Below are 24,055 nucleotides of genomic sequence, written 5' to 3' on the forward strand. Positions count from 1 at the left end.
ACTTGCCCGAGAACGAATGTCTTGGTCACGTTACGGGTTGTGAAATGTTTCTGCTTGCCAGTTTGATGGGGCTGCTGATGGCAGGGATGACCATTGATGTGGCCTCTGACACCGGAAAATCCGAAGATCCCGAGGATGATCCGGATGATCTGAAAGGTGACCCGGCCGGTGACGATGCGCTTCTGCCACCCTATATGCCCGATCCTGACGAATTTGAAACTGATGCGACCGACCCGATTGCCGGGAACGCGCCGGAAGAATCCACGTCCTCGCGAGTCCCCGGCAATACAGGCGCGACGCTGGACGGCGGGCATCAGGACGATCTTCTCATGGGCGCCGAGGGCGACGACCTGATCCGTGGCTTCGAGGGGGCGGATGATCTGCGCGGCGGGCAGGGCGACGATACGATCCGCGCCGGGGCCGGTGATGACTGGGTGCAGGGCGACGGCAATTATGGCGCGGGCGGCAACGACCGGCTCCTTGGCGGATCGGGAGATGATTCGCTGGCCGGCCAGGGCGGCGACGACCTGCTGAAAGGCGGCAGAGGGCATGACACCCTGCTGGGAGGCCAAGGGGATGATTCGCTTCATGGCGGGGCGGGCAATGACTGGCTGTCCGGCCATGACGGGAATGATCTGCTGGTCTCGGGCGGAGGTGCGGATGATCTGGACGGCGGGAATGGCGATGACATCCTGATCGGCGCGGATGATCGGGAAACGGTCTGGATGCATGGCGGCGATGGCGACGATAGGTTGCTGCCCGGTGCGGGCGATTTCGCCGAGGGTCTGGCCGGTGCGGATACATTCCTGCTGCAGCCGGATGAGGCGGATGAGGCGGATCTGCCCGTCATCGCCGATTATGACGCGACCCGGGACGTGATCCACCTGCATTTGCCCAGGGGCATGTCAGAGGATGTTCTGGTCGCGCTGCGGCAGGATCGGGATGGCAGCACCCTGATCCGGCTGAATGGCCGGCCGATCGCCCGACTGTTGCAGGCCGAGGATCTGAACGTCGAGGATATCGTCATCCTTCCCTACCGGGGATGACAGGCATCCTGTCAGGCATGGTTGCGCAAAAGGGCTTTCAATCCTGCGCGATCTCGGCTAAACGCCCGCATCCACCCTGCACGTCTGCGGGGGGCTGATTTGGGCCGGTTCTGGACGACATCCCGGGCTTGGCTTTCACAATTTTTCCGATAGGAGACATTGATGTCGATCACTGTTGAAGAAAAGAACCGGATCATCAAGGAATTCGGTACCAAGGAAGGCGATACCGGCTCGCCCGAAGTGCAGGTTGCGATCCTGTCCTCGCGCATCGCGACGCTGACCGAGCACTTCAAGACGCACAAGAAAGACAACCACTCGCGTCGTGGTCTGTTGATGATGGTTGCTCAGCGCCGCAAGCTGCTGGACTACCTGAAGAAAAAAGAAGAAGCGCGTTACACCGCGCTGATCGCCAAGCTGGGCCTGCGCCGCTAAGCCTTGTCGATTGTCTGATTGGAACGCCCGTGGCCCAGGCCGCGGGCGTTTTCATATGTGTTGCAGGATCTGGTGCAGGGCTTCCCCTGGCGGGTTTTGCTGTGGGACTGTGGTTTTGCTGCACTTCCCAACTGTCATGTTTTCCTGTATTCGCCCACAATCTGAGACGTGACGCCCGGCCCCGGGGCTACGCAAAGGATCGGGGCGGCGGCAATGGGGCCGCCATTGGACATGGGTACCACCGAAAGGGTCGGTGTGATGCCCGAGAGGAAATCAGATGTTTGATGAAGTGAAGAAATCAATCCAGTGGGGTCAGGAAACCCTGACACTGGAAACGGGCAAAGTTGCCCGTCAGGCCGATGGCACGGTGATTGCCACGCTGGGGGAAACCAGTGTCATGGCCAACGTGACCTTCGCCAAGGAACCGAAGCCGGGGCAGGATTTTTTCCCGCTGACGGTTCACTATCAGGAAAAATACTATGCTGCCGGCAAAGTGCCGGGCGGCTTCTTCAAGCGCGAAGCGCGCCCGACCGAAAAAGAAACGCTGACGGCCCGTCTGATCGACCGCCCGATCCGCCCGCTGTTCGCCCCCGGCTTCAAGCATGAAGTCCTGGTAATGTGCACGGTGCTGAGCCACGATCTGGTCAATGATCCCGACATGGTTGCGATGATCGCCGCTTCGGCGGCGCTGACCATTTCCGGCGTGCCCTTCATGGGGCCGATCGCCGCGGCTCGCGTGGGCTATGCCAATGGCGAATATGTGCTGAACCCCGAAGTTCAGGACATGGACCAGCTGCGCAACAACCCCGAACAGCGTCTGGACCTGGTTGTCGCCGGCACCAAGGACGCCGTGATGATGGTCGAATCGGAAGCCTATGAGCTGTCCGAGGAAGAAATGCTGGGCGCGGTCAAGTTCGGCCACGAGCAGATCCAGCCGGTCATCGACCTGATCATTGATCTGGCCGAAGTTGCCGCCAAAGAGCCGTTCGACTTCCAGTCGCCCGACTACAGCGCACTTTATGCACGTGTGAAGGAACTGGGCGAGGCCGATATGCGCGCCGCCTATGGTATCCGCAACAAGAGCGAACGTCAGGACGCTGTTGCTGCCGCCAAGGACAAGGTGAAAGCCGCCCTTTCCGAAGAGGAACTGGCCGATCCGAATCTGGGTGCAGCGCTGAAAAAGCTGGAATCCGGCATTCTGCGTGGTGACATCATCAACGGTGGTGCGCGCATCGACGGTCGCGACACCAAGACGGTTCGTCCGATCGACAGCGAAGTCGGCTTCCTGCCGCGCACCCATGGTTCGGCGCTGTTCACGCGCGGTGAAACGCAGGCGCTGGTCGTGACCACGCTTGGCACCGGTGATGACGAACAGATCATCGACGCGCTGCATGGCAACTTCCGTTCGAACTTCCTGCTGCATTACAACTTCCCGCCCTATTCGGTTGGTGAAGTTGGCCGCGTCGGTTCGCCCGGTCGTCGCGAAATCGGCCACGGCAAGCTGGCTTGGCGCGCCCTGCAGGCGGTTTTGCCGGCTGCGACCGATTTCCCCTATACCATCCGCGTTGTCTCCGAGATCACCGAATCCAACGGTTCCTCCTCGATGGCCTCGGTCTGCGGTGGTTCGCTGTCGATGATGGATGCGGGTGTTCCGCTGAAAGCACCGGTTGCCGGTGTCGCCATGGGTCTGATCCTGGAAGAAGACGGCAAATACGCCGTTCTGACCGATATCCTGGGTGACGAAGACCACCTGGGCGACATGGACTTCAAGGTTGCGGGTACCGAAAACGGCATCACCAGCCTGCAGATGGACATCAAGGTTGCCGGCATCACGCCCGAAATCATGCAGCAGGCATTGGCCCAGGCCAAGGACGGCCGGATGCATATCCTGGGTGAGATGAGCAAGGCCCTGACCGAAGGTCGCCGCGAATTCAGCGCCCATGCCCCGCGCATCGAGACGATGCAGATTCCGACCGACAAGATCCGTGAAGTGATCGGTTCGGGCGGCAAGGTCATCCGCGAAATCGTGGAAACCTCGGGTGCCAAGGTCGACATCAATGACGACGGCATCATCAAGATCGCTTCGGCAAATGGCGATTCGATCCAGAAGGCTTATGACATGATCTATTCGATCGTGGCCGAGCCTGAAGAAGGCCATATCTACACCGGCAAGGTCGTGAAACTGGTCGATTTCGGTGCCTTCGTGAACTTCTTCGGCAAGCGCGATGGTCTGGTTCACGTCAGCCAGATCGCAAATCGCCGTCTGGGGCATCCGTCCGAGGTGCTGCAGGAAGGTCAGGAAGTTAAGGTCAAACTGCTGGGCTTTGACGATCGCGGCAAGGTTCGCCTTGGCATGAAGATGGTCGATCAGGAAACCGGTGAAGAAATCACCGAGAAGAAAGAAGAATCCAACGACGCGTGATCGCGCTTCGTCGAATTCGGAAACTCCTGTAAGATATGGACAGCCCCGGAAATTCCGGGGCTGTCATCATGTCGGGGGTTCATTGTTGTCGCGTCTGGGGTCTGAAGTTCTGCTGTCGGTCTTTGACCGGATCTACATTATCAATCTGGCACATCGCGAAGATCGACGTGCCGAGATGCAAGAGCAGTTGAGCCGCATCGGTCTGGGTCTTGATCATCCGGCCGTGGTGCTGTTCCCGGCCAGCTTTCCCCCAGATGAGGGCAAGTTTCCGACCCGCGGAGCAAGGGGCTGTTTCGAAAGCCAGCTGGGTGTCCATCGGGCCATCGTGAAAGATGGAGCCCGCCGCGCCCTGATGCTGGAGGATGATGCCGATTTCGCGCCGGATTTCCACGCCTTGCTGTCCGCAATGGCCGATGACCTGCGCAAGATCGACTGGGACATGTTCTATTCGGTCTCGCCACTGGAACCAGGCCCCGGCGACAGGGAAATTGGCGACCATTTGCTGCAGCTTTCGCCCGAACATACCTTTCCCCTGGCACATTTTGTCGGCTTCAGTGCAGCTTTTTCCCGGCGCGCGGTGCCCTACCTTGAAGAAATGCAGGCCCGACCAAATGGAGACCCCAAGGGTGGGCCCATGCATGTCGATGGCGCCTATTGCTGGATGCGCGCCGCCTTTCCCGATCTGGTGGTTCTGGGCAGCCGCGCGCCGCTGGCGGTGCAAAGGTCCTCGCGCAGCGATATCGCCGAACTGAGGTTCTGGGACCGGCTTCCGGTCCTGCGGCAGCTGACGGCGGCGGCGCGGCGCTCTCCGGGCGTGCTGAGGTTTTTGCACTGGCTTCGCCGGCGCTAGAGGCTCCGGGCCAGATTCTGATGACGTTCGTGCCGTTCCAGCAAGGTCTCGACGGTGAACTTCCCGGCTTGCAGATCCCCTTCGGTGACGAAGAAATCGTTGAACAGAAAGCTCATCAGATCATCCCGCGCCCTCTGGTCAAAGCCCAAACTGTCAGGATGTGACACCAGGGTGCCAAGCTCTTCGTCCGAACGGGCGATGGCGCTGCGTCCGGCCCCGCTGTAATAGCTGTCGCCCAGAACGATCACGGGTTTGTCGAAAAAGAAGGCTTCCAGCCCCATGGCCGAATTCACCGTGATCACGCCCTGTGACGCGGCCAGCTGGTCCAGCGAATTGGTGTCGCGGTCCAGCCGCAGTTTGGGGCTCAGATGCGGGGCGAGCAAATGGGCCAGATCGCCCGGCGCGTTGGGATGTGGCTTGATCCGCAGATGCCACCCATCGGGCAGCCTGGCGCTGGCCCGCGCCAGGGCAAGCACCAGCCGCGCCGGATCTGCGACCCAGCCGCCATCGGGCAGCATGTCGCGCGCGGCGTTCAGCTGAAAGGGGCAGAACAGGAAGGGGCCTTCGTCGCTCCATTCCTTGCGGGCATGTTGCGCCACCCGGTCCCGGCGTGGTGTGCGGGCAGCCAGGCTTTCCTTGAGATTGCGCCAATCGCGAAGGGGGCCGGCAGCCGCCCGCCAGCGCGCAAAGAATTCCGGATCGCGTGGGATCGAACTGCGCGCGTTGACGCCCATCCGGTCGATCTGGATCCAACCGGGCAGCGGGCCGCGTTCGAAATAGATGCAGGGCAGACCGGCGCTCTGCGCGGCAAGCGAGGCCAGCCCGGCCCGTCCCAGCAGGCCGCGCCAGAGGAAAAGAATGTCGATCTGCTCGTCGCGCAGTTTGCGTGCAAAGCGCGCGTGTCGGGCCGCCATCGACAGGCGCTTGACCTGCGACCATCCGGGCCGAAATTCATGCAGCGCGCACAGTCGCCCAGAGTCGCGCCATGATCTGCGCGAAAATGCACCGATGCGCGATTCCATCCTGATCGGCTGCGGCGCTGCACCATTCAGCAACAGCGATTGCATGATGCCATCGCAGAAGCTGTCCCTGGAAACCATATAGGCCGAGCGGTGGAGGCTGCGCTGCATCACATCAATGACCGATCCAGAGGAATACCAAGCGGCAACAGCGCCGAAACGGGCGACGCGCAGGCCAGCTTGCAGTCGCGTCGGTCGGCAATCTGATGGGCCAGGGCAAATCCGGCAAGAATGCGATCAAGCCCCGTTGTCAGCCCCGAGGGCGCGCGCTCCTCGCCTTCGTAGAAGCGCGGCAGCTGGTCGTTTGACAGGTCGATTCCGGCCAGCAGTATTCGTTCGGGTTGTGCGGCCAATGCAAATTGCAGCGCCGAAAATGCCACGGTGCCGGTGATCACTACGCCCTCATCGGGGCGCAACGACAGCGCCGATTGCGGGCTGCGGATCACGATGTCACGCAAGGCCGGATCGGAAATCTTGCGGCGGGGCTGACCCAGAGGCTTGAGCAGATTGTCGATCAGTGCGACCCGGCGTCCTGAAAGTGAAGCGCTGTCGCCTTCGGCCCAGGCGCGCAGCGCGGCGGGGGACAGCAGCAGGGGAACGTCGCGGGGCAGATTGCCCAGCATCGACAGATGGCGAAAGACAAAGCGTTCATCCTCGACCGCGACGGCCAGGGGGCGAAGCCGGTCGGCAAGGCTGGCGGCGCCATTGCACAGGATGGCGTTGTCGTCGCCAATGGCCTCGACCTTCTGACTGCCAAGCGAAGGCCCTGAACCGACCACCGCGATCTGGGGCCGTTGCGCGGGAATAAAGCTGTTCGCGCGACACAGGGTCAGAAGATGGCGGCCGCGCCATCGGGTGCGGCCGCTGTCCTTGTCGATCTTCAGACCCGGCCAGACATCCTGTCGATGCGCCCTGTCACGCCCCAGCAGTTGAAAGCCAAGACGCACCAGTTTTCGCGACAGCGGACGGTCGGACCGGGTCATGCGCGCAATCAGGCCGGATCCTTGGCGTAGCGCAGGTAGGGCAGGCGGATATCCAGCGCACCATAACGTTCTTCTGCGGCGGCATCGTCCAGTGACAGCGCAACGATCACATCCTGACCCGGCACCCAGTTGGCAGGCGTCGCCAGCGGGGCGCCATCAGTCTTCTGCACTGCATCCAGAGCACGCAGGATTTCCGCGAAATTGCGGCCCACCGACATCGGATAGGTCATGGTCAGGCGGACTTTCTTGTCCGGCCCGATGATGAAGACTGTCCGCACCGTCGCGGAATCGGCCGGGCTGCGGCCTTCCTGCGGCAGATAGAACTCTGCGGGCAGCATGTCATAGGCCTTGGCGACTGCCAGCGAGGTGTCATCGATGATCGCGAAATTCGCAGGCGTTCCGGCAACCTTCTGAATGTCGTTCTTCCATTTCACGTGGTCTTCAACGGAATCGACCGACACACCCAGCACCTTGGTGTTGCGCTTTTCGAACTCGGGGGCCAGTTGCGCCACAGCGCCGAATTCGGTCGTGCAGACCGGGGTGAAATCGCGCGGATGGCTGAAGACGATGGCATAGCTGTCGCCCAGCCATTCGTGGAAATGGATCTTGCCTTCGGTTGAATCGGCGGTGAAGTCGGGGGCAATGTCATTGATACGCAGGGACATGGCGGGTCCTTTCGGTTGGTTGCGCTGTGGGTAACATAGGCCTGCGGGAAAGAATTGCCATAGGCACATGTCGTCGCGGCCTGTGATGGCGGAATCATTGCATGGCCGACCCTTGCAGTGGCAAGGGGCAGATGCCACCTTCATGTCGACAAGTCACTGGAGGACGCGATGAGCACGCTATTGGACAAGCGCAAATTCTACATCGACGGGGTTTGGGTCGATCCGGCGCAGGCCCGCGATCTGGAGGTGATCGATCCCTCGACCGAGGAAGCGGTCGCTGTCATCAGCCTTGGCGATCAGAGCGATACCGATGCCGCCGTCGCCGCCGCCAAGCGCGCCCTGCCGGCATGGTCGCGTGTTCCCCCGGCAGAGCGTCTGGCCCATGTCGAGAAGATTCTTGAGGTTTACAAGCGCCGCGCCAAGGACATGGCATGGGCAATCAGCCATGAAATGGGCGCCCCCCAGGACATGTCGCTGAACAGCCAGGTGGCCTCGGGCAGCTATCACATCCAGAACTTCATCGATGCCTTCCGCGATTTCCAGTTCATCCGTCCGCTTGGCGATCACGCCCCCACGACCATGGTGGCATGGGAACCTGTCGGGGTCGTCGGTCTGATCACGCCGTGGAACTGGCCGATGAATCAGGTGACGCTCAAGGTGATCCCGGCGCTTCTGGCAGGCGATACCTGCGTGCTGAAACCATCCGAGATTGCGCCGCTCAGCTCGATGCTGTTTGCGGAAATCCTTGACGAGGCCGGGCTGCCCAAGGGCGTCTTCAACCTTGTGAATGGCGATGGGCTGGGCGTGGGAACGCAACTGTCCACGCATCCCGATGTGGCCATGATCAGCTTTACCGGCTCGACACGGGCGGGCATCGCGATCACCAAGGCCGCCGCCGACAGCCTGAAAAAGGTCGTGCTGGAACTGGGAGGCAAGGGCGCCAATATCGTCTTTGCAGATGCCGACGACAAGGCCGTGCGGCGTGGCGTGCAGCATTGCTTCAACAATACCGGCCAGTCCTGCAACGCTCCGACCCGCATGCTGGTCGAGCGCAGCATCTATGAATCGGCGGTCGAGACTGCAGTTCAGGTCGCCGAGGAAACCAGAGTCGGTTCCGCCCATCAGCCCGGGCGGCATATCGGCCCGGTGGTGAGCAAGGCCCAGTGGGAAAAGATCCAGGGTCTGATCCAGGCCGGAATCGACGAAGGGGCGCGGCTTGTGGCCGGGGGTACCGGCTTGCCCGAAGGCGTCAATCGCGGCTACTTCGTGCGCCCGACGGTCTTTGCTGATGTCAGCAACGACATGACCATCGCCCAGCAGGAAATCTTTGGCCCGGTCCTGAGCATGATCCCCTTCGATTCCGAGGAAGAGGCCATCGAGATCGCCAATGACACCCCCTATGGGCTGACAAATTACGTGCAGTCCTCGGATGGTGCCCGTCGCAATCGTGTCGCCCGGCAGCTGCAGTCCGGCATGGTCGAGATGAACGGTGAATCGCGCGGGGCCGGTGCCGCCTTTGGTGGCGTCAAGATGTCGGGTCGTGCCCGCGAGGGCGGCATCATGGGGCTGGAGGAATTCATGGATTCCAAGTCGATCAGCGGCTGGGACCGCGACGCCTGATGTTTTTCCGGCCGGCGGGGCAGTCCCGCCGGTCAGAGCCTAATCGATCTCGGCAAGAAAGATGTAACCCGCGCCATAGATCGTCTTGATCAGGCGCGGGTTTTTCGGATCCTCGCCCAGTTTGGTGCGCAGGCGCGAAATCCGCACGTCCATGGCCCGGTCAAAGCTGTCCCCGGCGGTGCCGCCCAGGGTTTCCAGCATCTGGGCACGGGTGATCAGCCGGCGAGGGTTGTCGGTGAACATGCGCAGAACCTCGGCTTCGGCATGGCTGAGCGGCGCGTCCACACCCTCGGGCGAGGTCAGCGTGTAGCGGTCGAAATCCGCCGTCCATCCGGCAAATCCGACCTTTTGGCCGTTGCGCCCCTGTGGCTGTGCGGGGCGGCGCAGCCTTGCGCGGATGCGGGCGACGACCTCGGCCGGCTCAAAGGGTTTGATGATGTAATCATCTGCCCCCAGTTCCAGCCCGGTGACACGATCCTGAACCTGTGACCGACCAGATATGATGATGATCGCCGCGCCGGATTCGGTGGCCAGGCGATGCACCAGCGCCAGGCCATCGCGGTCGGGCAGGCCCAGGTCGATCAGACAGGCATCGGGCATGATGCGGCGCAGCGCGGCCTCGAACTCGGTGGCGCGGCCATAGCTTTGGGTGCGAAAGCCTGCATCTTGCAGCGCGGCGGACAGCAGGCGCCGGATTTCCGGTTCATCGTCGAGGATTGCGATCAGGGGGGCTTCGGTCATGGGCAGTCCTGAATGGCCTGTGCCAGCGCTGCGGCAAGGCGGGCAGAGGTGAAGGGTTTGGTCAGCACCGGCCCCGATGCGCGGTCGCGCAGGGCATCCCCCGGCGGCAGCGAGGTCATCAGCACGGTGGGCAGCGCGGTGTTCAGATCCAGTCCCAGCCCGTCGCCCAGCTGGATATCCGAGAGGATCAGGCTGAGACCGGGCAGATCGGTCATCGCCCGCGCTTCGGCCAGGCTTTCGGCCTCGATGACGGCATGGCCCAGCCCGGTCAGTTGGCCCCGGACCTGTGCGCGGATGGTGTCATCGTCTTCCACCAGCAGCACCAGCTGACGCGCAACGCTGCGGCGGGGCAGGCGCAGGGTGACGCGCGCCCCGGTGCCGGTATTGTCCAGCCGCATGGTTCCGCCCATCAGCTTGGTCTGGTCATAGACCATCGACAGCCCCAGCCCCGATCCATGCCCCTTCTTCGTCGAAAAGAACGGATCGGCCCCACGTTTCAGCGCCTCTTCCGAAAAGCCCGGACCGGTGTCGCTGACCATGACCTCGACCCATTCGGATCTTGTCGATGCGGCAATCACGATTCGGCCTGCGCCATTGATTGCCGTATTGGCATTCAGAATCAGGTTGAGGAGGGAATCCTGCAGGGCACCCGGGTCCAGCAGCAATTTCTCTTGTGGCAGATCGATCTGCAGTTCAAGCACCGTGCCCTCGTTCATCGAAGGGCGCGCAAGCGTCGCGGTTTCATGGATCAGCCCGGCCAGGTCGACAGGCTGCAACGAGACCTCGCGCGGGCCGCTGATCTTGGCAAGTCGCTCCAGCAGGGTCGCGCCACGGCGGGCGGCCGCCAGCGTCGCCTGCACGTCCTCGCTGGCTGCTTCCGGCAGCTTCTGCGCGGCAAGGCGGGTTTGCAGGCCCAGAATGATGGTCAGAAGATTGCCGAAATCATGCGCCATGCCCGATGTGAGCTGCGCGGCAAGGCTGCGTTTGCTGGCATGGGTCAGGGCCTCGCGGGCCTGCACCTCGGCGCTGACATCGGTGGACAGGATATAGACCCCGCCACGGGTCTGATCGGGCGTCAGGGCAATGCGGATCCGGCGCCCTGACTGCGGATGGGTGATCTCGAAGACCTGAGCCTCGCCGGCCAGCGCCTCGTCGAGATAGGGTTTCAGCAGCAGGAAGGTCGGCGTTCCCAACGCCTCTTCGACGCTCAGCCCCACCACATCGCTGGCCGCGCCCGGAAAGATCAATGGCTGGCGCCTGTTTGAAAAACTGTAGCGGTATTCGCGATCGACATGGGCGATATGGGCGGGCACCATCTCGGTGACCTGGCGGGTATGTGCCTCGGTCCGGGTCAGGATGCGCTGTGCCTCGTGCAGGGCGGCATTGGTTGCTTCAAGCTGTCGGTTGGTGGCGGCCAGACGTTCGGCGTTTTCCAGCACCTGTTCGGACAGTTCGGCCGATCTGGCACGCAGCATGGCCTCTTGCCGCTTGATGTCGGTCATGTCGGTGTAGACCGTCACCCAGCCCCCCTGGCTGAGCGGAGCGCCCTCGACAGCAATCCAGCGACCATTGGCGCGCTGGCGTTCGAAGTAATGGGGCTGAAAGGTTCGCGCCTGTTCGACACGCAGCGCCACGGCGGCCTCGGTATCGGGCTGCGGGCCGTATTCGCCGCGCAGGACCAGATAGCGGATCGTGTCCTCGAAGCTGGCATTGGGGCGGATCAGTTCGTCCGGCAGGTCGAACATCATCTGATACTTGCGATTCGCCACTGCCAGCCGCAGGTCCGCGTCAAAGATCGACAGCGCCTGTCCGATCAGATTCAGCCCGGAACGGGTCAGATCGGCGCGGAGCTTGTCCGAGGTCATGGCTGTGCCACCGGGGTGCGCCGGGTCTCGATCGGCCAGCAGGCAGTGGCTGAACGGCATGTCATGGGCGTCTTTCCTCCTGTTCATCAGCGATAGCATTCGCATCCTAGCTGCAAAAGCGCTGAAACAATTCGTTGGATTTGTGAAAAACTGCGGCAATGATTGGCGGTGACAGTCAGTCAATCCAGGGCGGAGGAGGCTTTGGACGACGCGGCATCAAAAGCCGCGCGACAGGGGAGGTAAGATGACGGACCCGCAAACGCCGGCAGGCGAATTGCTTTCTGTTCCTGCGTTGCTGGCGCGCAATGTGGCCCGCTACGGCGACAGGCCTGCCTATCGCGAAAAGGAATTCGGGATCTGGCAGAGCTGGACCTGGGCAGAGGCCGCCGAGGAAATCCGGGCGCTGGCGCTGGGGTTTCTGGCCCTGGGCCTGAAACAGGGGGATTATGTGGCCATCATCGGCCGCAACCGGCCTGCCCATTACTGGGGCATGATCGCCGCACAGATGTGTGGAGCCATTCCGGTGCCGCTGTATCAGGACGCCGTTGCCGAAGAGATGGCCTATGTGCTGGAACATTGCGGCGCGCGTTTCGTGATTTGCGGTGATCAGGAGCAGGTCGACAAGGTTCTGGAGGTCGAGGAAACGGTCAAGGCCGTCGATCAGATCATCTATACCGACCGGCGCGGCATGCGGAAATACGATCATTCCCGCATGAACGCCCTGGTTGATGTGCAGACCGAAGGCCGCGCCGCCGCGCAACGTCTGGGTGGCGAACTGGACGCCCGCATCGCGGCACTGGATTACGACAGCACCTGCGTGATGCTGTATACCAGCGGCACGACGGGCAAGCCCAAGGGCGTGATCCTGTCCAATCGCAATATCATCGAGACCGCCAGGAATTCGGCCCAATTCGACCATCTTCGCCAAAGCGAGGAAATCGTTGCCTATCTGCCCATGGCATGGGTGGGCGATTTCATCTTTTCGCTGGGTCAGGCGATGTGGGCCGGCTTCACCGTCAATTGCCCCGAGGGCGCGCATACGATGATGACCGACATGCGCGAGATCGGCCCGACCTATTTCTTTGCACCGCCGCGGGTCTTTGAAGGCCAGTTGACCACGGTGATGATCCGCATGGAGGATGCAGGTCGCTTCAAGCGCTGGCTGTTCAAGCATTTCATGGCGGTTGCGCAGCGTGTCGGCCCGGCATTGCTGGATGGAGAATCCGTCGGCCTGATGGACCGGCTGTCCTATGGGCTGGGCAAGATGTTCATCTATGGCCCGCTGAAGAACACGCTGGGGCTGTCACGTGTGCGGGTGGGTTATACCGCCGGCGAGGCGATCGGCCCGGAGATCTTTGATTTCTATCGCTCTCTGGGGATCAATCTGAAACAGCTTTACGGCCAGACCGAGGCCTCGGTCTTCATCACCCAGCAGCCCGATGGTCAGGTGCGTTCCGATACGGTCGGCGTTCCCTCACCGGGGGTCGAGGTCAGGATCGCAGAAAATGGCGAGGTTTTCTATCGCAGCCCCGGGACCTTTGTCGCCTATTACAAGAACCCGGAAAGCACGGCCTCGACCAAGGATCCCGAAGGATGGGTCGCGACGGGAGATGCCGGTTTCTTCGAGGAATCGACCGGGCATCTGCGCATCATCGACCGCGCCAAGGATGTCGGAAAGATGGCCGATGGCGGCATGTTCGCGCCGAAATTCGTAGAGAACAAACTGAAATTCTATCCCAATATCCTTGAGGCCGTGGTGCTGGGGAATGGGCGTGATTTCTGCACGGCGATGATCAATATCGATCTGGGCGCGGTCGGGAACTGGGCCGAGCGCAACAATATCGCCTATGCCTCCTATCAGGAACTGGCCGGGCATCCGCAGGTCTATGCCACCATCAAGGAACATGTCGAGGCGGTGAACAGATCGGTCGCCGAGGATGAAATGCTGGCGGGCTGCCAGGTGCATCGCTTTCTTGTCCTGCACAAGGAACTGGACCCGGATGACGGCGAGATGACCCGCACCCGCAAGGTCCGCCGCGCGGTTGTCGGCGAGAAATTCTCGGATCTGGTCGATGCGCTCTATGACGGGTCGGACAGCGTCTATACCGAAACCGAGGTCACCTATGAGGACGGCCGCAGGGGCAAGATCACCGCGACACTGAAGATCGAGGATGTGCAGGTCTTCGGGGCGGCACAGCGACAGAGGGTGGCGGCGCAATGACACAGGAACAGGCGCAGGAAGGCTTCACCACGGCGGATGGCCGGAAAATCGGCGGCGTGCTGATGGATATGCGCGACATCACGCTGCGCTTTGGCGGGGTCGAGGCGATCAAGAAGATCAGCTTTGACATCCGGCAGGGCGAGATCAGGGCCATCATCGGCCCCAATGGCGCGGGCAAATCAAGCATGCTCAACGTCATTTCGGGCTTTTACAACCCGCAAGAGGGCGAAGTGTGGTTCAAGGGCTATCGTCGCGGCCCGATGAAACCCTATGAGGTCGCCCGCCTCGGCATTGCGCGCACCTTTCAGAACATCGCGCTGTTTGATGGCATGACCGTGCTGGACAACATCATGACCGGACGGTTGAACAAGATGTCCTCGGGCATTGTGAAACAGGCGATCTGGTGGGGTGCGGCCGAGCGCGAAGAAAACGAAAACCGCGAGCAGGTCGAGAAGATCATCGACTTCCTCGAAATCCAGAACATCCGAAAGACGCCGGTCGGGCGTCTGCCCTATGGCCTGAAGAAACGTGTCGAGTTGGCGCGCGCCCTGGCGGCCGAGCCTCAGCTTCTGCTGCTGGATGAGCCGATGGCCGGCATGAACGTCGAGGAAAAAGAGGACATGAGCCGTTTCATTCTGGATGTGAATGACGAATTCGGCACCACCATCGCGCTGATCGAACACGACATGGGCGTGGTGATGGATATCTCGGATCGCGTGGTGGTGATGGATTATGGCCGCAAGATCGGCGACGGCACCCCTCATGAGGTGCGCAACAACAAAGAGGTCATCGATGCCTATCTGGGGGTCGCCCATGACTGATCGCACAAGGAGGGCTGTCTGATGGATCAGCTGATCTACGCCATCGAAGTGGTCCTGAACGGGCTGATGACGGGTGTCATGTATGCGCTTGTGGCCTTGGGATTCGTATTGATCTTCAAGGCTTCAGGCGTGTTCAACTATGCGCAGGGCGTGCTGGCCCTCTTTGCGGCGATGACGCTGGTGGGCATACAGCAGGGGCAGGTGCCCTTTGCCCATATGATCAATGCCACCTTCGGTACCCATCTGGAAACCTTCGGCTGGAGCGTGCCGTCCTTTCTGGCGATCCTGCTGACCGCAGTGGTGATGGTCTTGCTGGCCTTCCTGATCGAGAAGCTGGTCCTGCAGCATCTGGTCGGGCAGGAACCCATCATCCTGTTCATGGCGACGATCGGTCTGGCCTATTTCCTGGAAGGTCTGGGCGATGTCATGTGGGGCGCGGATATCAAGCGTCTGGATGTCGGTCTGCCGCAGGGGATTTCGGATAGTATCGAGATCGCGACCGACAAGTGGTTCGGCTATGGTTTCTTTATCGACCGCCTGGATATCTGGGCGACGGCGATTGCAGCGCTGCTGGTCGCCGCCCTGGTCGCATTTGCGCAATATACCAAGCAGGGGCGCGCCATGCGGGCCGTGGCCGATGACCATCAGGCCGCCTTGTCGGTGGGGATTTCCCTGCGCTTCATCTGGGTGATGGTCTGGTCGATCGCGGGTTTTGTCGCGCTGGTCGCCGGGATCATGTGGGGCACGAAATCGGGCGTGCAGTTCAGCCTGTCGCTGATCGCGCTCAAGGCGCTGCCGGTGCTGATGCTGGGAGGCTTTACCTCGATCCCGGGGGCAATCGTGGGCGGGCTGATCATCGGCGTCGGCGAAAAGCTGTTCGAATTCCTGATCGGGCCGATGATCGGCGGCGCGACCGAGAACTGGTTTGCCTATGTGCTGGCGCTGATCTTCCTGGTGTTCCGTCCACAGGGTCTGTTCGGCGAGCGGATCATCGAGAGGGTCTGAGGATGATGACGCATTTCACAGATCCCGAAACAGCAATCTCAGCGTGGCATGTGCAGGGCGGCTTTCCCCTGAACCATGGACGCATGACCGGACAGGCAGGAGCGTGCAATGTTCTATCGTGAGGCGGGCGACTTCAAGACCAGCTATCGCAGTGACGGCCAGACCTTTCCGATCAAGCTGGACCGTTGGGGCTATTACGCGGTGCTGGTGGTGGCCTTCGGGATCATTCCCTTCATCATCAATGACTACTGGGCCAGTGCGGTTCTGGTACCCTTTCTGATCTATGCCATTGCGGCGCTGGGGCTGAACATCCTGACCGGTTATGCCGGGCAGGTCAGTCTGGGCACCGGTGGCTTCATGGCGGTGGGGGCCTATGCCGTCTACAAGCTGATGACCGCATTTCCCGATGTCAGCATCGTCATCCACATCGTGCTGGCGGGTGGCGTGACGGCCATTGTCGGCATGCTGTTCGGTCTGCCCAGCCTGCGCATCAAGGGCTTTTACCTGGCGGTGGCGACGCTGGCGGCGCAGTTCTTTCTGGTCTGGCTGTTCAACAAGGTGCCGTGGTTTTACAACTATTCGGCTTCGGGGCAGATCAACTCGCCCGAGCGTACGGTGCTGGGCTGGGCGGTCACGGGGCCTGCGACCAGCGCCCCCGCCAAATACCTGATATGCCTGTGCTTCGCCTTCGTTCTGGCCTGGGTCGCGCGCAATCTGACGCGCGGCATGCTGGGACGCAAATGGATGGCGATCAGGGACATGGACATTGCGGCCGAGATCATCGGGGTCAATCCGCTGACCGCCAAGCTGTCGGCCTTTGCAATCAGCAGCTTCTTCATCGGCATCGCCGGGGCACTGTTGTTCTCGGTCTACCTGGGCGCGGCAGAGGTGGGCGAGGCATTCGGCATCAACAAGAGCTTTCTGGTGCTGTTCATGATCATCATCGGCGGGCTGGGCAGTATCTTCGGCAGCTTTGCCGGGGCGGCCTTCATGGTGCTGTTGCCGGTGATGCTGAAGAACCTGCTGGTCGGCTCGCTGGGATGGCCGACCGATCTGTCGGCGCATTTCGAATTGATGATCGTGGGCGCGCTGATCGTGTTCTTTCTGATCGTCGAGCCGCATGGGCTGGCGCGCCTTTGGGCTCTGACCAAGGAGAAGCTGCGCCTTTGGCCATTCCCGCACTGAACCCGAAAAGACCGGAGAACCGGCACATTTGAACTTGGGGAGGAGACCCGAATGAAAACCAGACTTATCGCTTTGACCGTCGCCGGACTGATGGGTGCGGCACCCGCCATGGCCGATCTTGTCGTGCCCAATCTCAGCTATCGCACCGGGGCCTATGGCGCCAATGGCACGCAATATGCCGATGGCTTCAACGACTATTTCGCCCTGTTGAACGAACGTGACGGAGGTATCGGGGGCGAGATCATTCAGGTCCCTGAATGCGAAACGGCCTATAACACCGAAAAAGGCATCGAATGTTATGAAGAGACCAAGGATACCGGCGCGCTGGTCTATAACCCGCTGTCCACCGGCATCACCTATCAGCTGATCCCCAAGGTCTCGGTCGACAAGAAGGTTCTCTATACACCGGGCTACGGGCGGACCTCGGCCAAGAACGGCAAGGTCTTCGAATGGGTCTTCAATGCGCCTGCCAATTACTGGGACGGCGCCTCGGTCGCGATCAAATACCTGCTGGATGAAAACGGCGGCGATCTGTCCGGCAAGAAGATCGCGCTGGTCTATCACAACTCGGCCTATGGCAAGGAACCCATCCGCACGCTGGAGGGACTGGCCGAAAAGCACGGCTACGAGCTGAGCCTGGTCCCTGTTGACGCGCCGGGTCAGGAGCAAAAGTCGCAATGGCTGCAAATCCGCCGCGACAAGCCCGATTATGTCATCATGTATGGCTGGGGCGTGATGAACCAGGCGGCGATTCAGGAAGCGTCCAATATCCGTTTCCCGATGGAGAATTTCATCGGCATCTGGTGGTCCGGTTCCGAGGTGGACGTGCTGCCGGTCGGTGACAAGGCCAATGGTTACAAGGCGCTGACCTTCAACGGTGTCGGCATGGACTATCCGATCTATGACGATATCAAGACCTATCTTCTGGATGCCGACAAGGCGTCCCAGGGGGGCGAGCATGTCGGCTCGGCGCTGTATTCGCGGGGCATGTATGCGGCCGTGGTGATCTCCGAGGCGATCCGCACGGCGCAGGAACTGTCGGGCGTGTCCGCAATCACCGCCGAACAACTGCGCGACGGCTTCGAGAATCTTGAAATCACCCCCGAACGCCTGTCTGAAATCGGGCTGCCGGACTTTGGTCCCGAGATCAAGATGAGCTGCGACAACCATGGCGGCAGCGGCATGGCCCGTCTGCAGCAATGGGATGCAACTGCCAAGCAGTGGAACCTGATCACCGAATTCACCGAACCTGATCAGGATATTCTCGCGCCGCTGGTCGAGGAAGACAGCGCCGCCTATGCCAAGGAATCGGGCATCACGCCGCGCGATTGCTGACCTTCTCCCGGCGGCGCGGGTCGCCGCCGGGGATACCCTTTGGGAGACGCGCCATGCTGGATAGTCCAGACCAAGAAAACCTGTTGGAAGTCAACAATATCGAGGTGATCTACAATCACGTCATTCTGGTGCTGAAAGGGGTAAGCCTTTCCGTGCCCAAGGGCGGCATCACCGCATTGCTGGGGGGCAATGGCGCTGGCAAGACGACCACCCTGAAGGCGATTTCCAACCTGCTTGCCAGTGAACGTGGAGAGGTCACCAAGGGCAGTATCCTCTACCACGGCAAGCCGATTTCGGACGCCAATCCCGCCGCCCTGGTCAAGACCGGCGTGATACAGGTGATGGAAGGCCGCCATTGCTTCGAGCATCTGACCGTCGAGGAAAATCTGCTGACCGGTGCCTATACGCGCAGCGATGGAAGTGCCGCCATCAAGCGCGATCTGGAGATGGTCTACGACTATTTCCCGCGTCTGCGCGAAAGGCGGAAATCCCAGGCCGGATATACCTCGGGCGGGGAACAGCAGATGGTGGCGATGGGCCGCGCGTTGATGTCGCGTCCCGAAACGATCCTGCTGGACGAGCCGTCGATGGGACTGGCTCCGCAACTGGTCGAGCAGATCTTCGAAATCGTCAAGGCGGTGAACGAGGGCGAGGGCGTCACCTTCCTGCTGGCGGAACAGAACACCAATGTCGCGCTGCGCTATGCGCATTACGGCTATATTCTGGAGAACGGTCGCGTCGTGATGGATGGCCCGGCGGCCTCCCTGCGCGAAAATCCCGACGTCAAGGAATTCTATCTGGGCATGTCGGACGAGGGGCGCAAGTCCTTTCGCGATGTGCGCAGCTATCGCCGCCGCAAGCGCTGGCTGGCCTGAGGAGCGAAAATGATCGGACATTATGACGAACTGGAAACGCGCAGTCAGGACGCGCGTGAGGCGGCGCTTGCCCGCGAGTTGTCCGCGACACTTGCACGGGCCAAGACGGCTCCGGCGCTGGCGCGGCTGCTGCGCGAGGTTGATCCTGCCAGGGTGGTCGATCGCGCGGCCCTGGCGCGGCTGCCGGTGATCCGCAAGGCGGAACTGTCGCAGGCCCAGAAAAAGAACCCGCCCTTTGGCGGTTACACGACGCGACCGGTCGCCGAATTTGATCATGTCTTTCAAAGCCCGGGCCCGATCTATGAGCCGGGGCGGCGCGAGGGCGACTGGTGGCGACTGGGCCGCTTTCTGCATGCCTCGGGCGTGGGGCGCGGCGATATCGTGCAGAATTGTTTCGGCTATCATCTGACGCCTGCGGGGATGATGTTCGAATCCGGCGCCCGTGCCGTGGATGCCGCAGTTCTGCCTGCAGGCACGGGGCAGACCGAACTGCAGGTTCGCGCCGCCGTCGATATCGGGTCGACCTGCTATGCCGGCACGCCGGATTTTCTGAAGGTTATCCTGGATCGCGCCGATGCCATGGGCGAGACTTTGTTGATTTCGCGGGCGGTGGTGGGCGGGGGCGCTTTGTTCCCGTCACTGCGTCAGGAATATGCGGATCGGGGAATCACCACGCGGCAATGCTATGCGACGGCGGATCTTGGCAATATCGCCTATGAAAGCGATGCGCTGGAGGGAATGATCGTGGATGAGGGGGTGATCGTCGAGATCGTGCGTCCCGGCACCGGTGATCCCCTGCCCGAGGGTGAGGTCGGCGAGGTGGTCGTGACCACGCTGAATCCCGACTATCCGTTGATCCGCTTTGCAACGGGCGATCTGTCGGCGGTTCTGCCGGGCATCTCCCCCTGCGGGCGCACGAACATGCGCATCAAGGGCTGGATGGGGCGTGCCGATCAGACCACCAAGATCAAGGGGATGTTCGTGCGTCCGGAACAGGTTGCGGCCCTGGTGGCGCGCCACCCCGAGATCAGCCGTGCCCGCGTGGTGGCAGATCGTGACGGGGAAATGGACGTGATGACCGTCAAGGTGGAAGCCCCTGCCGGAGATGGCGAGGCCTATGCCGCATCGGTGGTCGATACGCTGAAGATGAAGGCGCGGATCCAGATCGTGCCGCCGGGCAGCCTGCCCAATGATGGCAAGGTCATCGAGGACCTGCGCAAATATGACTGAATAGGCAGCATTTGATGCGTTAACTTGTTTGCCACCAGCATTGCGACGACATTCATCGCGGATGTCAGAATGCAGGTGGTGACATGGCAGCGCAGCGCGGCTCGAACGGACCCGATATCATCATCAAGCGCCTGGCCCCCGTGACTGAACAGGGGCACCATGGTGGCGCATGGAAGGTCGCCTATGCCGATTTCGTGACGGCGATGATGGCCTTCTTCCTGCTGATGTGGCTGTTGAGCGCGACGACCGAAAAGCAGCGCGTCGGTCTGGCGGAATATTTCAGCCCGACCATTGTGCAGAGACCCGGAGCAAGCGGCGACGGGGTGCAGGACGGCGTGCGGCATGGGGTCGATCAAACTCTTCCTGACAGCAAGGCGGCCGAATTCGAGGAACTGGCCCGGCAGATCCAGCAGCAATTGACTGGCACCGGGGCCGAGTCGATGCAACTCACCAACCTTTTGCGGCATGTGGTGACGCGCATGACGGATGAGGGGCTGGTGATCGAACTGGGCGATCTGGTCGATGAACCGCTTTTCGTCGATGGCACGGCCCAGCCCCGGCCGGCGCTGAAGGAATTGAGCGCAATTGTTGCCCGGGTTCTGGGGCATGTGCGGAATCACCTGGCGATTTCGGGCCATGTGCGGGCCTATCCCGAGATGTTGGTCTCATCGCCGGTCTGGGCGCTTTCGGACGCAAGGGCACATACGGTCCGAAACCTGCTTGAGCAGAGCGGTTTTGACGCACAGCGAATTCATCGGGTGACGGGCTATGCCGACCGCAAGAACCGCGTCGCCAACCCCATGGATGCCAAGAACAACCGAATAGAGGTGATTTTACTCAGATGACAGGCCTCGCCTGCGCGCCGTTAGGCGAATCTTAAGCAGTCCCGCCGAGACTGCCTCCAGCCCCTGGTTAGAAAGGATGTTTCTATGTCCATGTCTTCAGCCCTGAATGCCGGAGTGGTCGGGCTTTCCGCGAATTCCACGCGGCTTGCCACGATCTCGGACAATATCGCGAATTCCGGCACCTACGGATACAAACGCATGGAAACCGAATTTGACGCTTTCGTGCTCAACCAGAACCATGCGGCGGGCGCCTATTCCGCCGGAGGGGTGCGTGCCACGGCCTTTCGTGAAATCGACGAGGACGGGGCGCTGGTCCCGACCTCCCACCCGTTGGACATTGCCATCAGTGGGCGCGGCATGTTGCCGGTGACATCGGCGGTCGATCTGGACAATGGTTTCGAGGACTTGCCCATGATGATGACCCGGACAGGATCCTTTCGGACCGATTCCGAAGGTGTGCTGAGAACAGATTCCGGGCTGGTTCTGTTGGGGTGGCCCGCACAGTCCGATGGAACGGTTCCCCTGATGCCGCGCGACACGATGGGCGCATTGGAACCAATACGCATTTCCGCCAATCAGACGGCGGGCGATCCGACAACGCGGATAGGCCTGGGCGTCAACCTTCCTGCGGCCGAGACACGACCGGATGCTTCGGGTGATCCATTGGCGCTGAAGGTGGAGTATTTCGGCAATCTGGGAACATCTGAATCCCTTGATCTGACCTTCCTGCCGGATACCTCGGACACCACCGGGATGTCCAACACCTGGTTGGTCGAGATACGCGACTCAGCTTCGGATCCCGCCGACAATCTGGTGGGCTCTTATCGCATCGTCTTTGACGAGACGCAGGCCAATGGCGGCAGCATCGAATCCGTCACGGTGCTTTCCGGTGGCACCTATGACGATACGACCGGCACCCTTGATATCGATGTGGCCGGCGGGCCGATGGAGTTGTTCATCGGCACTCCCGGCGGCGTGACCGGTTTGCGCCAGCTGTCGGACAGTTTCTCGCCTACCAATATTTCCAAGAACGGTTCGCCGGTGGGCAACCTGACAACTGTCGAGGTCGATCCCGACGGGTTCCTGAAGGCGACCTATGATACGGGCTTCGTCAAGACGCTGTACCAGATTCCGCTGGCCGATGTTCCCAATCCCAACGGTCTGATTTCTGTTGATGCACAGGCCTTCAAGGTATCGCCGACATCGGGGAATTTCTTCCTTTGGGACGCCGGGGACGGGCCGACCGGTTCGGTGCAGGGCTTTGCGCGCGAGGCGTCGACCACGGACGTTGCCGAAGAGCTGACCCATCTTATCGAGACACAGCGCGCATATTCGTCGAACGCCAAGATCATCCAGACCGTCGACGAGATGCTTCAGGAGACCACGAATATCAAACGATAGTGGGTTCCTGCGGGGGGGCGCATAAACAGATGAGGAGGTGGCAATGAGCATTGCAACTGCGTTGAACAATGCACTGTCGGGTCTGACCGCGACAGCCAAGGGGACCGAGACGGTCGCGTCAAATCTCGCCAATGTCATGACGCCTGGCTATGCGCGCCGAGAGGTTGCGCTGTCCTCACAAGCTCCGGGCGGGGGGATGGGCGGCGTTCGCATCGACGGTGTGGCGCGGCTGGTCGATGCCAATCTGGTTTCAGGAACCCGACTCGCCAGTGCAGCCAAGGCCGAAACATCCGTCCTTGCAGACTTCTTTGCCGAGATGGGTGCTGTCATTGGGATGCCCGGTGAAGAATCCTCGCTGGGAACAGCGCTGAGCGAATTCCAGTCTTCCCTGCAGTCGGCAGCCTCACGTCCGGACGACGACCTTCGGCTCGAGCAGGTGGTGGACGCTGCCATGCGACTTGCACGGGCATTGAACGATTCGTCGCGGGCTGTGCAGGACTTGCGGACAATGGCTGACGCGGCCATTGCGGCGGATGTTGCGGCTCTGAATGAGGGGCTTGAAACTGTCGCCATGCTGAACCGGCAGATCGCGCGCTCCCTTGCCAAGCAAGACGATGTGTCCGGGCTGGAGGATCAGAGGCAGGCCACCATTGACCGCATCTCGGAAATCGTTCCGATTCAGGAAGTCGGACGGGATCACGGGGCGGTTGCCCTTTTTACCGCCGAAGGCGCGCCCTTGCTGGACGGCAGCCGTCCCGCGCAGATCAGCTATACATCGGTCGGCCAGATGACCCCGGGAATGGTCGTCGAAACAGCACCGGTCGGGCGTCTTGTCCTGAATGGCGAGGAGTTGTCTGAGGGCAGGATGCAGCTCTTTGCGGGAGGGACACTGTCTGCGAATTTTGATATTCGTGATGAGCACGCCCCCCGGATCCAGGAAGAACTGGATGCTTTGGCCTTCGATCTCCACGAACGGATTCTATCTGCGGATCTATCGTTGTCTTCCGTGGATACTGGTCTCTTCACTGATGCTGGGAGCCGGGCCTCTGCAGGAGGAATGACAGGCCTGGCGGTGCGTATTGACGTCAATCTTGCGGTCAAGCCGGACAGTGGTGGTGTCTGGCGTGTCCGCAGTGGTCTTGCCGCGCCTGTCGCAGGAGCGGTCGGTGACAGCAGTTTCCTGACCGCCATGTGCGATGCGATGAACAGCATACGGTCAGCGGACGCCTTCAGCCCGTTCATCGGAAATGCCTCTCTTCAAGGACGTTTTGCCGATCTGGAAGCTCGCGTCGCGACACGTCGCGTCAATGCGGAAAGCGATGCAACAATGCGCAGCAGCCAATGGGAAGTCGTGTCAGGCGCATTGATGGCGGATGGCGTCGACAGTGATGCCGAGATGCAGCGCTTGCTGCAATACGAACAAGCATATGCCGCGAATGCACGGGTCGTTCAGGCGATTGAAGAAATGATGGATCAAATTCTGAGGATATGAAG

Annotated in this window: 20 protein-coding genes; 15 read left to right on the top strand and 5 right to left on the bottom strand. The window is 61.2% G+C overall.

All coding sequences use genetic code 11. From position 1 onward, the window contains the following. The first annotated feature begins 44 nt into the window (after positions 1–44). The 4 genes from JHW44_RS01745 (at position 45) to JHW44_RS01760 (ending at position 4,750) form a co-directional block, all read left to right on the top strand. Positions 45–1,046, top strand: a complete 1,002-nt coding sequence (locus JHW44_RS01745) for a calcium-binding protein (RefSeq protein ID WP_089343847.1) — start codon at positions 45–47, stop codon at positions 1,044–1,046. Positions 1,047–1,208: 162 nt separating this feature from the next. Next, positions 1,209–1,478, top strand: a complete 270-nt coding sequence (gene rpsO / locus JHW44_RS01750; protein ID WP_089343846.1) for a 30S ribosomal protein S15 — start codon at positions 1,209–1,211, stop codon at positions 1,476–1,478. A gap of 277 nt (positions 1,479–1,755) precedes the next feature. After that, the gene (pnp, locus tag JHW44_RS01755; RefSeq protein WP_089343845.1) at positions 1,756–3,900 is read left to right on the top strand and encodes a polyribonucleotide nucleotidyltransferase; all 2,145 of its coding nucleotides are present in this window, start codon (positions 1,756–1,758) and stop codon (positions 3,898–3,900) included. 85 nt (positions 3,901–3,985) lie between these two features. Further along, positions 3,986–4,750, top strand: a complete 765-nt coding sequence (locus JHW44_RS01760; protein WP_143811443.1) for a glycosyltransferase family 25 protein — start codon at positions 3,986–3,988, stop codon at positions 4,748–4,750. On the opposite strand, the gene JHW44_RS01765 is transcribed toward JHW44_RS01760, so the two are convergent. Genes JHW44_RS01765 through JHW44_RS01775 form a run of 3 tightly spaced genes read right to left on the bottom strand, consistent with a single transcriptional unit; the run spans position 4,747 to position 7,417 of the window. Next, positions 4,747–5,880 (bottom strand): capsular polysaccharide export protein, LipB/KpsS family, encoded by a 1,134-nt coding sequence (locus JHW44_RS01765; RefSeq protein WP_089343843.1) that lies wholly within the window; start codon positions 5,878–5,880, stop codon positions 4,747–4,749. The genes JHW44_RS01760 and JHW44_RS01765 overlap by 4 nt on opposite strands. After that, a complete protein-coding gene (locus JHW44_RS01770; RefSeq protein WP_089343842.1) occupies positions 5,880–6,752 on the bottom strand; it encodes a hypothetical protein in 873 nt (290 codons plus the stop codon). Before JHW44_RS01770 ends, JHW44_RS01765 begins: the two co-directional genes overlap by 1 nt. 8 nt (positions 6,753–6,760) lie before the next feature. Further along, entirely contained in the window at positions 6,761–7,417 is a 657-nt protein-coding gene (locus JHW44_RS01775; protein ID WP_089343841.1) for a peroxiredoxin, read from the bottom strand. A 168-nt stretch (positions 7,418–7,585) separates the two neighbouring features. On the opposite strand from JHW44_RS01775, the gene JHW44_RS01780 reads away from it, so the two are divergent. After that, positions 7,586–9,037: an aldehyde dehydrogenase family protein gene (locus tag JHW44_RS01780; protein WP_089343840.1), complete on the top strand. Its 1,452-nt coding sequence runs from the start codon at positions 7,586–7,588 to the stop codon at positions 9,035–9,037. Between the two features lie 39 nt (positions 9,038–9,076). Here the strand turns inward: JHW44_RS01780 and JHW44_RS01785 are convergent, their stop codons facing one another. Next, on the bottom strand, positions 9,077–9,778 hold the full coding sequence (locus JHW44_RS01785) for a response regulator transcription factor (protein ID WP_089343839.1): 702 nt from the start codon (positions 9,776–9,778) through the stop codon (positions 9,077–9,079). After that, entirely contained in the window at positions 9,775–11,643 is a 1,869-nt protein-coding gene (locus JHW44_RS01790) for a hybrid sensor histidine kinase/response regulator (RefSeq protein ID WP_089343945.1), read from the bottom strand. The genes JHW44_RS01785 and JHW44_RS01790 overlap by 4 nt, the downstream gene beginning before the upstream one ends. 244 nt (positions 11,644–11,887) lie before the next feature. On the opposite strand from JHW44_RS01790, the gene JHW44_RS01795 reads away from it, so the two are divergent. The 10 genes from JHW44_RS01795 to flgK all read left to right on the top strand — a co-directional run bounded on the left by JHW44_RS01795 (position 11,888) and on the right by flgK (position 24,053). Further along, on the top strand, positions 11,888–13,864 hold the full coding sequence (locus JHW44_RS01795) for an AMP-binding protein (RefSeq protein ID WP_089343838.1): 1,977 nt from the start codon (positions 11,888–11,890) through the stop codon (positions 13,862–13,864). Then, complete coding sequence (locus tag JHW44_RS01800) at positions 13,861–14,685, top strand: ABC transporter ATP-binding protein (protein ID WP_089343837.1); 825 nt, start codon at positions 13,861–13,863, stop codon at positions 14,683–14,685. The genes JHW44_RS01795 and JHW44_RS01800 overlap by 4 nt, the downstream gene beginning before the upstream one ends. A 21-nt stretch (positions 14,686–14,706) precedes the next feature. Further along, positions 14,707–15,690 (top strand): branched-chain amino acid ABC transporter permease, encoded by a 984-nt coding sequence (locus JHW44_RS01805; RefSeq protein WP_089343836.1) that lies wholly within the window; start codon positions 14,707–14,709, stop codon positions 15,688–15,690. A 108-nt stretch (positions 15,691–15,798) separates the two neighbouring features. Continuing rightward, positions 15,799–16,875 (top strand): branched-chain amino acid ABC transporter permease, encoded by a 1,077-nt coding sequence (locus tag JHW44_RS01810; RefSeq protein WP_089343835.1) that lies wholly within the window; start codon positions 15,799–15,801, stop codon positions 16,873–16,875. Between the two features lie 51 nt (positions 16,876–16,926). Beyond that, positions 16,927–18,210, top strand: a complete 1,284-nt coding sequence (locus JHW44_RS01815; protein WP_089343834.1) for an ABC transporter substrate-binding protein — start codon at positions 16,927–16,929, stop codon at positions 18,208–18,210. A gap of 53 nt (positions 18,211–18,263) precedes the next feature. Beyond that, entirely contained in the window at positions 18,264–19,085 is an 822-nt protein-coding gene (locus tag JHW44_RS01820; RefSeq protein ID WP_089343833.1) for an ABC transporter ATP-binding protein, read from the top strand. Between the two features lie 9 nt (positions 19,086–19,094). Continuing rightward, entirely contained in the window at positions 19,095–20,315 is a 1,221-nt protein-coding gene (locus JHW44_RS01825) for a phenylacetate--CoA ligase family protein (protein ID WP_179217672.1), read from the top strand. Positions 20,316–20,398: 83 nt separating this feature from the next. After that, positions 20,399–21,160 (top strand): flagellar motor protein MotB, encoded by a 762-nt coding sequence (locus JHW44_RS01830; RefSeq protein WP_089343832.1) that lies wholly within the window; start codon positions 20,399–20,401, stop codon positions 21,158–21,160. 84 nt (positions 21,161–21,244) lie between these two features. Next, positions 21,245–22,561, top strand: coding sequence for a flagellar hook protein FlgE (locus JHW44_RS01835; protein WP_089343831.1), 1,317 nt, complete (start codon positions 21,245–21,247; stop codon positions 22,559–22,561). A gap of 43 nt (positions 22,562–22,604) precedes the next feature. Further along, entirely contained in the window at positions 22,605–24,053 is a 1,449-nt protein-coding gene (gene flgK / locus JHW44_RS01840; protein ID WP_089343830.1) for a flagellar hook-associated protein FlgK, read from the top strand. Positions 24,054–24,055: the final 2 nt, after the last annotated feature.

Source organism: Paracoccus seriniphilus (assembly GCF_028553745.1).
In the GTDB taxonomy this organism is placed as follows: Bacteria; Pseudomonadota; Alphaproteobacteria; order Rhodobacterales; family Rhodobacteraceae; genus Paracoccus; species Paracoccus seriniphilus.